Genomic DNA, 11,340 nt, shown 5'->3' on the forward strand with positions numbered 1-11,340 from the left:
TTGTATCATTAAACGGCTGCCGCTGCATGTGAACGATCTGAAAAGAATCTAGGTGGATCGTTTCCAATGACCTAAGTGGATTTTACAGGAGTGAATCAACTACGTATAATTGTGGCAGAAGGAGGGAGATTGTTGAAGATCTTTCAGGTAGATTCATTTACGGGAGTGCCTTTTGGCGGAAATCCTGCAGGGGTCTGTATACTTGAAAAGGAAATTGAAGAGAGGCAGTATCTTAACATTGCGGCTGAGATGAATCTTTCCGAGACTGCTTTTGTGAATCCTTTGACGAAGAGTAATACTTTTGGGTTGAGGTGGTTCACTCCTAAGACTGAAGTGAAGATGTGCGGGCACGCCACTCTTGCTACTGCCTGGGTACAATTCACCGAGCTGGGAATAGAAGGAGAAATCTTCTATGAGACTCTAAGCGGCAGACTGAAGGTTCGGTATGTCGATGGAAAGATAGAGATGAATTTCCCTTCAGATAATCCAGTTAGGGTACCAATCGATGATGCTTTGGAGAGTATCATCGGAGTGAAAGGGAAAGGCTACTATTCACCCGCAACGGAAAAACTTCTCTACTTCATACCATCAATCTCTGAGCTCGAAGCGATTTTGCCGGACTTCAATCTTCTTGAGAAGATGGACTTTGGTATTGAAGTCAAGGGTTTGATCGTTACATCTCCCGGCGACCAAAGATATGATTTCTACTCTAGATATTTCGCTCCATGGGTAGGCATAAACGAAGATCCGGTAACCGGATCTGCTCACACAGTTCTAGGTCCTTTCTGGTCCAATCAACTTGGAAAGAGAGTTCTCAAGGCCCGTCAACTCTCTTCTAGAATGGGAGAAATCGAGCTCAGATTATTGGAGGAAAACAGAATTTTAATCCTGGGAGAAGCAGTCACGTTAATAAGGGGTACTATTTCGATCTAGTCCTGTCAGCGTCCAGCCGAATTCTGAGATCATCTTCATCTACTGGCTTACTTGGATTCACCGTTGCAAAAACCTTTTTAGATGGATCTTCACTTGCCAGTAAAGAAGAGAAGATAGATAAAAGCATGAACATTGGTCCAAGAGAGAAGCCGGCAACCGCTATGTGACCAGAGGCTCCGCTGTTCGCCATTCCAACTGCAAAAGAGAACCATGCGAAGACGGTTCCCGACAAGACGTCTGCCTTGAAATGGGTGAGGAGTACCGATGGGATAAGCAGAGCGAACAAAAGTAAGACAGAGGCAGCTTCTGAAGAAAAGAAGAAAGAAAGGCTACAGACAAGAATTACAAGACTTAATGAGAAAGTGAGACTTCCAAGAAAGCTTGATCTGATATGCTTCAACAAGTTGCCGTAGTTCATCTTGCTCAGCCTGAAGAGCTGTAAGGACAGGAAGACGATCGGAATTGATAGAATCAGCAATGCGCTACCCACATTTACTGCAGCGAAGAGAATCCAACCGGCAAGCATGGCATAGAGAGAGACAAGCCAGAAGCCGTCAAAAGCAGTTTCTTCGAACTTTCTTACGAAAAGAAAGTGTGCAATGATTAGAATTGGCCACAGAAGGCTCCTCGAAATCGCAGGGAGCAGATATCCATTGCTGTTCGAGGAAATGATTTCCGTCAGGATAACCGCAAGGATGTATGAGAAGACCCATATCGAGAGGAAGATCATTATTGTGCTTCTAGATGCTTTCAAGCCACTACCTCCAGTCCAGATAGAAGAATCAGATCAATGTATGGACTCTATCTTCTCAAGTACCAATTGCTCTATTCTCACTAGTTTAGTTAACGCCGAGTCTTTATCTTTCGCTCTAGCATAGATGTAAACCTTCAGTTTGGGCTCTGTTCCCGACGGTCTTATCGCGTACCATGAACCATCATCGAAGATGAACTTAATGACATCAGAGATTGGAATCTTCGTTGCGCTCGCTTTTCCGGTATGAAGATCAGTATTAACGCCGCTCAGAAAGTCTATGTAATTCACCACTCTCGAAGTGCCTATCTCAACGGGGTACTCCATCCTATACTCCTTCATAATTCTGTCGACCCTCTTTTGTCCCGATACGCCTTCAAGAATTATTGATATCTGCTTCTCCGAGAAGACACCGTATTTGACATATAGCTCATCGAGTACGTTCAACAATGACTTTCCTCTCTTTAGGAAATAAGCTGCCATCTCACAAAGAAGCATGGATGAAGAAACGGCATCCTTATCTCTTACAAAGTTTCCCGTGACATAACCTATGCTTTCTTCGTATCCGAATATGAATCTCCCCTTTCCACCTTCTTCAATTTCAATGGCTTTTCCGCAGATATTCTTGAATCCAGTTAACGCTTCGAAAGTTCTTACCCCGTACTCTTCCGCAATCGTTTTCGCCATGTCTCCCGTTACTATAGACTTAACGATGAAGCCATCTTCAGGTAGAACTCCCTTCTCTTTCATAGATAGAAGAAGATAGGAAACGAGGAGTGCCCCCGTCTGATTCCCGTTAAGTGGTTCATAGTCCTCATTCTTTTTGATCATTACTGCGAGACGATCAGCATCTGGATCAGTTGCAAGAAGCAAATCGGCCTTCTTTTCAAGCCCGAGCTTTCTAGCAAGTGCAAAGGCCCTAACATCTTCAGGATTTGGATAACCAACTGTAGAGAAGTCTGGATCTGGATTCTCCTGTTCAGGAACCACAAAAACATTCTTGAAGCCCCGTTCTCTCAATACACGACGTATCATGACGTTGCCGGTACCATTCAAAGGAGTGAAGACGATTCTTATTGATTTGTCCAGCTCCTCCTCTGAATCTCGAAGGGTAAGTGACAAGACCTTAGAGATGTAGAGATCATCGAGCTCCTTACCCACATCAACCAGCAGTCCATTCCTTCTTGCTTCTTCAAGAGGGATCGTCTTCGGGCCAACAAACAGCTCTGTTTTTCGCATCTGGGTGTAGACTTTGTCGGCCACTTCGGGCAGTACTTGAGCCCCATCTTCCCAGTATAGCTTGTACCCATTGTACTCTTTTGGATTGTGGCTGGCGGTAATCATTATTCCCGCTACTGTTGAGAGTGTAAGAACGGAGAAGGAAAGCAGCGGTGTTGGCCTTATATCATTGAAGAGGTAGACTTTTATTCCATTTGCTGTGAGTACCGACGCTGCAATTTCGGCGAAATCTCTTGACATATGTCTGGAATCGTAGGCGATTACAACACCTCTATCCCTTTGCTCAAGACTTCCGGTCAGAATCAGATTCGCCAATCCCTGCGTTGCTCTGGCAACGTTGTACTTGTTCATCCTGTTGTCGCCAGCGCCCAACTTGCCCCTTAAACCTGCTGTACCAAACTCGAGTTCTTTATAGAAGCGGTCCTTTATCTCGTCGTCACTGTTCGATATAGAGAGCAATTCATTTCGGGTAGGTCCATCGATTTCGGGGCTATTAAGCCACCTCTGATAGCGGCTCTTGTAATCCATATCAAGCCTCCTTTTCTCTTCTAACCAATTATATAGTACAACTAAAGGGTTGGCAAAGCTCATCTTCGGCATACAAGTTCAACAGCTGAAAGAAATCTCCCTCTATGAGTCGATTAGTAAGAGTGTTTTGATGCCATCATGGAAAAGCATGCGTTGTATAATCACTAAGGCGGCACTTAACAATTTGGGGGTGTGATTTTGCTCTACAGAAAGATCATGGTTGGAGAGAATCTTGAATCCATGCAGTGCGAGATGTATTTCGAAAGCCTGTTTGATGTCGACTTCGACTATCTGGTCGGTCTTGGAAAGGATATGCCGACGATTCTTTTCATAGACGCGAGCAAATACAGCAAAGATGTTCTCAACGACTGGATCTTCGCTTTCACGAATATTATCCTTATTAATAACAATCCAATCAGGGCATTCATCATTAGGGGTTATTCTGAAGAGCTGCAGGAGTTCAAAGGTTACTACCGCGTTGTCAGCAGCTACAAGAGTGCGAGGCAGATAGTTCAGGAGATAGTATCCAGTATCGACGGCAGCCTGGATAAGATAATCGGAAAAAGCAATAGAGTTCTTCAGATGAAGAAGATGATGGTCCTCACTATGTTTTATGACGGCTCAATAATGATTCTCGGAGAGACGGGATCTGGCAAGAATCTACTTGCAGAAGTAATAGCCAAGCTCTCTCCAAGAGGTTCCAGGCCCTTCTATTCGATAAACTGCGCGGCGATACCGGAGAACTTACTGGAAAGCGAGCTCTTTGGGTACAAGAAGGGGGCCTTCACCGGAGCAACTTCCGAAAAAGTTGGTCTTATCGAACAGGCGAACTACGGGACGTTATTTCTAGATGAGATCGGAGATATGCCACTGAATCTGCAGGCAAAGATCTTGGCGATAACCGAAAACAGGGAGTTCTTTAAGATTGGTGCGACAAAACCGATGAAGGTAGATGTTAGGTTCATAACGGCAACGAACAGATATGATGATTCTGCATTAAGAAATGACCTAAGATACAGACTGTCCGCAGTGAAGATAGATCTCCCACCGCTAAGAGAGAGAAAGACGGACATCCCGCTGATTTTTGACGACGTTCTAGAGAAGAAGGGATACCTTGTAAAATTCGATAATATCCCTAAAGAGCTTAAGGAGAGGTTTCTTACCTACGGCTACCCAGGCAACGTCAGGGAGTTGATCAACATGGTTGAAGAGTATCTCGCGGTCAACGATGTTGTTCAAGCTTCCGTAAACTCTTCGATGTCGAAAAATGTCAAACTTCTCGCCGAAGAGGCGATGGTGGCTAGAATAGTAAACGGAACAACCTACAAAGACTTTCTCCAGGAAGTCTATAAAAGCGCCTCTCAGGAACTACTCCAACAACGTTCAGAAGTCCTCGGAAACGATATTAACGAACTCTCAAAGGAATTTGGTTTGACTACAAGAAGGATCAGAGATCTCCTTGCTGAGCTCAACAGCTCCGCCAAAAATCCGACACGAAGTGATGGAGAAGAGTGAAGCCACGATCATCGGACTCTCCTTATCCGAAAATATTAATGTATAATCTCTGGAGTAGGAGGTGTTTTTTTGGCGATACGAAAGCTCAGTCTACCAACAGGGGTTGAAGTCGCCGAGCTTTTCGGGGAGTATGATCGAAAAGCTAAGTATATTCAGAAGAAGCTGGATGTAAGGATTTCGATCATCGGTGATGAGATTTGGATAAAAGGTGAAGATGGAACAGGAATAGATATTGCAGGAAAGATAGTGGATGAACTTGTTCAGATAAGCAGAGATGGCCACCTTGTTGAGTGGAGGGAGTTTGAATATATAGTAGATCAACACCTGCAGTATGACGAGGATGGGGGAAGCTTCAAGGGCGTCTACAACGAAGTAAAGGAAACAACGCTGCTTTCAAACAGGATAAGACCGAAAACCATCGGGCAGAAGAACTATATGGAGACGATGAAGGAGAAAGAACTCGTCTTTTCCATTGGCCCTGCTGGGACCGGGAAAACCTATCTTGCTGTAGCTATGGCAGTAGACTTTCTGAAGTCAGGTAAGGTACAAAGGATAATCCTCACTCGACCAGCCGTAGAAGCTGGAGAGAAATTGGGATATCTTCCGGGCACTCTTCTCGATAAGGTAGATCCTTATCTGAGACCTCTCTATGACGCACTCATGGAAATGATACCCGCTGAGAAACTCGCCTACTACAGAGAGAGTTCGATAATCGAAGTCGTCCCTCTTGCTTATATGAGAGGAAGGACTTTGAACAACTCATTCATCATCCTTGACGAGGCTCAAAACACAACCTACCAGCAGATGAAGATGTTCCTTACTAGAATTGGATTTGGTTCGAGAGTAGTTGTGACTGGGGATATTACTCAGATTGACCTTCCTAGAGATTCAGGGTCGGGTTTAGTGGTCATTCAGAAAGTGCTTGGAGATATCCAAACTATCGGCTTCTCATATTTGACGGATCAGGATGTTGTGAGAAACCCTCTTGTTAAGGACATTATAAAGGCATACGATGAGTATGAACGAGAAGAAAAAGACGAAGAATAGTGAAATATCAAAGGTTCAGTTTCCTCTTGAGAGACTTCTGAATGTCAAAGATCTCACAAATTTCGTGGCCTTTCCCATATTCCTAGCACTGCTCAATAGATTGCCGTTCCTTTCGCTTCCTTCAAAACCATTTCTCTACTTCGTGGGTTCGGCGATCTTATGGTACATATTCGCGGAGAGATCCGTCAAAAGTAACAGGTATTTCAACCTTCATAGAGCTTATCGAATAACCTTCTTTTCTGTTGTTTCTTTTGGTGTTTTTGTGAATTCTTTTGTACCCTCTCTTGCAGACGAAGCACTTCTACCGGAAATGACACCGATTTTTCTGAGTGTTTCAATTGTGACAGTTCTGATTGGTTACCAGGAGGGGATTGGCAGCGGTCTGTTCATGTCCTTCCTTGCATCTGCGAATCTCGACAACTCTCTGGAAACATTCATACTGTTGTCGGTGGTGGTTCTTGCAACAGCTCTTACCACAAGAGCTATAGAGAGAAGAATTGAGATCGCTAGAGCCGGTTTCGAAGTTAGCTTGATATTTACGGTGGTAAATGGGGTCAGAATGTCACTTCAAGGAGAGGCAATTCGTGCGGTCGATCTGTTAATAGCTTTTGCTAATCCCATACTGTCGTCTGTGATTGTAATTGGAATAATACCCTATCTCGAGTACGCAAGCAGGATTTACTCGGATACGGGTTTGCTGGAACTCGGAAATCTATCCCATCCTTTGCTGAAGAATCTGTCGATATACGCGCCAGGGACCTACTATCACAGCATCTCCGTTGCAAATCTCTCTGAAGCTGCCGCGGAGAGGATAGGAGCAAACGCCATACTGGCGAGAGTAGCAGCCTATTTTCATGACATCGGAAAGTCTAAACGTCCGCAATACTTCACTGAGAACCTGCAAGAGGGGGCAAATCCTCACGACAATATCACGCCATCAATGTCAAATCTCGTTATAAATGAACACGTGAAGCAAGGAATCGAACAGGCTAGAAAGTATAGGCTTCCGCTTCTTGTAGAGGACGTAATAAAAGAACATCATGGAACAAGAATAAAGAAATTCTTCTTTCACAAAGCCAAGACTATGGGTCAGGAGGAGAGAAGCGATGACTTCAGATATCCTGGTCCGAAGCCGCAGTTCAAGGAGTCTGGGATAATTATGCTGGCTGATTCCGTTGAAGCAGCGTTCAAGAGTATAAAGAAACCTACTCCCGCAAAGACTCAAGAGCTTGTTGAAGAGGTCGTCAACGGTATCTACAATGAAAGGCAGCTTGATCAAAGCGGATTAGATCTCGATGATCTTGAGAAGATCATTGAAGCTTTCACTAGAGTTCTAATGAGTATGAATCAGCCAAGAATTGAATACCCTAAAGAGGCTACCGAAAAGGTGGTGTCCTTCAATGGAGATTCTGATACAAAACAAGACACAGAGGAAGGTAGAAGAGAACATAGTAGTTGACATCGCGGAGAAAGTAATAAGAGCAGAGCTTGGTGATAAAAATCCGGGGGTACTGAACATTCTGCTCACGGGCGATTCAGAAATCAAAAGCATAAACAGGGAATTCAGAAACAAAGATGAATCAACCGATGTTCTTTCTTTCCAGTACGGCTTGGAAGAGGAAACTATTGGTGATATAGTAATCTCGCTTGACAGAATCTCTGAGCAAGCTGCTGAGTTCGACAATTCTTTTGAGGAAGAACTATACTACATTCTCATTCACGGCGTCCTACATGTTCTAGGGTACACTCATGAAGGATACGATAATGGAGGAGAAGAGATGTTTGATCTCCAAAAAGATTATTTCACGCGCTTTGTTAAGGAGGGATAGGCTTTGTCTGATTTTAGACCATTTAGAGCAGTAAGACCTGCAGAAGGAATGGCGCAAAAGGTGAACTGCCCACCATACGATGTTGTTTCATTTGAAGAAGCGAGAGAGATCGGGAGGAGTCCCGAGAGTTTCATGCATGTGATTAGGGCAGAAATCGACCTTCCAATGGAAACCGATCATTACGCCGACACGATCTATTTGAAGGCAAGGGATAACCTTGATAGAATGATCCGGGATGGAATTCTCGTGCAGGAAGATGAGCCGATGTACTACATCTATTGGCAGAAGATGAAAGACCACGTTCAGATCGGAGTGGTTGGAGGAGCCAGTGTAAATGAATATCAGAAAGACCTCATAAAGAAACATGAGCTAACGAGGCAGGACAAGGAAGAGGACAGAGTTAAACACATAAGAACCACCGGTGCAAATACGGGCATGGTTTTCCTGACGTTCCGAGCAAATGAAGGGCTTGAGAAGATTCTTCAGAGATACTCCAAGGAACTGCCATTATCAATGCGTGTTATCGATGAAAATGATGTTGAACATAGACTTTATGCAGTAAAGGAAAGAGAGAAGGTCGATGAACTGAGAGCTGCATTTTCAAGTGTCGAGTGCATGTATATTGCCGATGGTCATCACAGAGCAGCTTCGTCTTCCAGGGTAAGAGAGCTTTTCAAGAAGGAAAATCCAGCACATACAGGGAACGAAGAATACAACTTCTTCATGGCCGTTGCGTTTCCGCATTCTCATCTAAAGATAATGGACTACAATAGAGTCGTTCAGGATTTGAACGGCATGACCGAATCGCATTTCATCGAAAAGGTAAGCAAGGCTTTCGATGTTGAAGAAGCTCCCAATATTCCATACAGGCCTCTTAAGAGACACGAATTTGGAATGTGTCTGACAGGCAAGTGGTACAGATTGACGGCCCGAGAGGGCACTTTTGATGAAAGCGATCCTGTTTCAAGCCTCGATGTAGACATTCTTCAGAAGAATCTTCTCCATCCCATTCTTGGAATTGACAATCCAAGAAAGGATTCCAGAATCGACTTCGTAGGAGGAATAAGAGGACTGAAGGCTCTTGAGAACAGAATAGCCAATGGCTGGGCGGTCGCGTTCTCAATGTTCCCCACTTCGATGGAGGAGCTTTTGGCTGTCGCCGATCAGGGAAGGATAATGCCTCCGAAATCAACCTGGTTCGAACCAAAACTGCGCAGTGGACTTGTGGTTCATTTACTTAGATGAAAACAGGGGCTCTAATAATAGCAGGCGGTCTAGGACTGAGAATGCATTCCTCTCTTCCAAAACAGTTTATGCCTCTTTCAGGAAAAGAGATATTCGTCAGATCCGTGGAAGTATTTCACGGATCTGCTTATGTTGATTTCATTGTGCTGGTCGTTCACAAAGACTGGATAGGTCAGGCGAGGAAGATTCTCGAGAAAAGAGGAATCGACTCGGTAAGTATGGTATCTGGAGGAGAGACAAGGCAAGAGTCCGTTCACAACGGGCTTTTGTTCTGCGAAAGAATCAAACCAGAGATAGTCATGATCCACGATGCAGCAAGACCTTTCTTTTCGAAAGAGCAGATTCCGGAGATCCTTAGACTTATTACACCTGGAACGGGAGTCGTAGTAACTGAGAAAGCAACAGATACAGTCTATCTGGTGGAAGATGAAGTGGTGGTTGACGTTCCTAATAGAAGTAATCTCAGACGGGCAGAGACCCCACAGACCTTCCCGTTCTGCGAAATCCTGCAGGCACACAGAAAAGCAGCCGCAGAAGGGATTCATTGCTCAACTGATGATGCGCAACTTTTCTTAGGATTTGGCGGCAGAGTGGTTACTGTCGACTCGATCGCTCCAAACCCAAAGATAACTACTCCTCTCGACTTCAAGATGGCCGAGCTACTGATAAATAGTGAATATGACTTCAATAGAAGAGACTAATACTCACTCAAAGAGAATTCGGGCACGGAATCCGAGAGCTTGAAAAGCTCCTCTATGCTTCTTCCGAAAAAGATACTATCAAAGAAGAACTTCACCGCGCTGTCCAGGTAATTTACCGCATCTCTCTTGTTCATGAACCTTCCTGTCTCGCCGAAGAAGTAAGTTAGTGGAGAGAGATTTCTGACCATTGCAAAGTCGACATGTCTCATGCCGCTTATGCTTAAGTTGTAGTTCGATTTGGCAGAATCTTTCGAAACCACTGAAAGAAACTCGCCATTGACACCGGATTCCCATTCACTTGAAGTCATCAATAATACTGGATTTGAAAGCCCTGAAACCAATTCCTGAATGGTGAAACCTTCAAGGGTAGGATCGGCCAGGACCATCGGAACTTCTTCGTTTGAAAGCGCATACCGTAAGGCAACGCTCCCGCCTCCGGAGTGGCCGTAGAGACCGATGTCCTCCATATTCAATCTTTCATAGAAATCTGAATAAGGATCTTCATTCATCTCTTTTAGAAACTCAATTACATAGTCTATATCACGAGAAAGATACTCTGACAGAAACCTGAGCTTATTCTCTCTTGTGCCTTCAGGCAAGCCGTCAAGAAGGTCGTTTCCCAAAAAATAGTAGACGTTATTGTCCGAAAATGTCACTACTGCACAGGCGCCCGGGTGCTCTATTCCTGCGACAAGATATCCGCTGCTAGCCAGGGACTCGGCCAGGGAGGTATGTAATTCACTTATTGATGACCAACCGAGAAGCAATATGATAACGGGCCAGCCAGACGAGTTCATGGATGGCGGCGCGCCTATGAATGAATTAGTTCGTACTCGGTATAGATGCTCGAACAGGCCCTTCGGGTAACCGGTCATTATCTCGAACCCCTCAAAGATAATCGGATCATTGTTTATCCAACCCTTTCTTTCATAACCGGAAACCTCATCTCCTGGATACCAGATATCCAGACCTATCTTCGTAGAATCCGAGTAGCTTAGACCAGCAACTCCAATCGGTTCGGGATTTCTTACTTCGAAAGAACGAAATCCAACCTTATGAGGTCCGTCAGGTACAGGCATGTGATTCAACGGGAAGAGATAGTCTAGAAGAGCAAGAGTTCCCAAAAGAATTCCAAGAATAGCATAGACGGTTGCGTTACCCACTTTCGATCTCAAAGACTCACCTCCCCTGCAGAAGCTGCAAGAATTCCAGACAGTATCGCGATTCTTGATTATACCAAGATTGATTTATGGACGTAATCCATGTGAAACAGCAGTTGGAAGACACAAGGCTGCCTTCGGAAGGAGGCGAGGCCGACTTCGTCGGGAAGTGAGGCTGGGAAGTACATCCGGGGAAGTGATGCTGCTGCGCAGGAGGGAAATAAACGCCAGTCACCTTCGGTGGCCACTCTTTTCTTCGCAAAGGGCAGTCTGCTGCGCAGGCCAGTTCGGCTTGCGCCGGGAAAACAAAGACCATCGAGAAAGAGCGTTGTCGAGAGGTTCGCTGCGCTCACGAGAGCAGAGAGAGAGACAGTCACTGCTGAAATTAGACG

At 44.8% G+C, this 11,340-nt stretch carries 10 protein-coding genes; 7 read left to right on the forward strand and 3 right to left on the reverse strand.

All coding sequences use genetic code 11. The features are described from left to right. Positions 1 to 132: 132 nt before the first annotated feature. On the forward strand, positions 133 to 933 hold the full coding sequence (locus B3K91_RS10145; RefSeq protein WP_292591795.1) for a PhzF family phenazine biosynthesis protein: 801 nt from the start codon (positions 133 to 135) through the stop codon (positions 931 to 933). Here B3K91_RS10145 and B3K91_RS10150 read toward each other — a convergent pair. Both B3K91_RS10150 and B3K91_RS10155 read right to left on the reverse strand, forming a co-directional pair. After that, positions 920 to 1,687 (reverse strand): hypothetical protein, encoded by a 768-nt coding sequence (locus tag B3K91_RS10150; protein WP_292588830.1) that lies wholly within the window; start codon positions 1,685 to 1,687, stop codon positions 920 to 922. The genes B3K91_RS10145 and B3K91_RS10150 overlap by 14 nt on opposite strands. Before the next feature lie 33 nt (positions 1,688 to 1,720). Beyond that, entirely contained in the window at positions 1,721 to 3,451 is a 1,731-nt protein-coding gene (locus B3K91_RS10155; protein ID WP_292591794.1) for a phospho-sugar mutase, read from the reverse strand. A gap of 192 nt (positions 3,452 to 3,643) precedes the next feature. Here B3K91_RS10155 and B3K91_RS10160 point away from each other — a divergent pair, with 192 nt between their 5' ends. The 6 genes from B3K91_RS10160 to B3K91_RS10185 all read left to right on the forward strand — a co-directional run bounded on the left by B3K91_RS10160 (position 3,644) and on the right by B3K91_RS10185 (position 9,788). Next, positions 3,644 to 4,966: a sigma 54-interacting transcriptional regulator gene (locus tag B3K91_RS10160; RefSeq protein ID WP_414674586.1), complete on the forward strand. Its 1,323-nt coding sequence runs from the start codon at positions 3,644 to 3,646 to the stop codon at positions 4,964 to 4,966. Positions 4,967 to 5,035: 69 nt separating this feature from the next. After that, complete coding sequence (locus tag B3K91_RS10165) at positions 5,036 to 6,013, forward strand: PhoH family protein (RefSeq protein ID WP_099829146.1); 978 nt, start codon at positions 5,036 to 5,038, stop codon at positions 6,011 to 6,013. Further along, positions 5,985 to 7,472, forward strand: coding sequence for an HDIG domain-containing metalloprotein (locus B3K91_RS10170; protein ID WP_292594959.1), 1,488 nt, complete (start codon positions 5,985 to 5,987; stop codon positions 7,470 to 7,472). The genes B3K91_RS10165 and B3K91_RS10170 overlap by 29 nt, the downstream gene beginning before the upstream one ends. Continuing rightward, a complete protein-coding gene (ybeY, locus tag B3K91_RS10175; RefSeq protein ID WP_292588838.1) occupies positions 7,414 to 7,842 on the forward strand; it encodes an rRNA maturation RNase YbeY in 429 nt (142 codons plus the stop codon). Before B3K91_RS10170 ends, ybeY begins: the two co-directional genes overlap by 59 nt. A 3-nt stretch (positions 7,843 to 7,845) precedes the next feature. Beyond that, positions 7,846 to 9,087, forward strand: coding sequence for a DUF1015 domain-containing protein (locus B3K91_RS10180; protein WP_214060430.1), 1,242 nt, complete (start codon positions 7,846 to 7,848; stop codon positions 9,085 to 9,087). Further along, a complete protein-coding gene (locus B3K91_RS10185; protein WP_292588841.1) occupies positions 9,084 to 9,788 on the forward strand; it encodes an IspD/TarI family cytidylyltransferase in 705 nt (234 codons plus the stop codon). The genes B3K91_RS10180 and B3K91_RS10185 overlap by 4 nt, the downstream gene beginning before the upstream one ends. Here B3K91_RS10185 and B3K91_RS10190 read toward each other — a convergent pair. Then, positions 9,785 to 10,963, reverse strand: a complete 1,179-nt coding sequence (locus B3K91_RS10190; protein ID WP_292588843.1) for a hypothetical protein — start codon at positions 10,961 to 10,963, stop codon at positions 9,785 to 9,787. The genes B3K91_RS10185 and B3K91_RS10190 overlap by 4 nt on opposite strands. Positions 10,964 to 11,340 lie beyond the last annotated feature (377 nt).

Origin of the sequence: Mesotoga sp. UBA5847 (assembly GCF_002432735.1) — a bacterium.
Lineage (GTDB): Bacteria > Thermotogota > Thermotogae > Petrotogales > Kosmotogaceae > Mesotoga.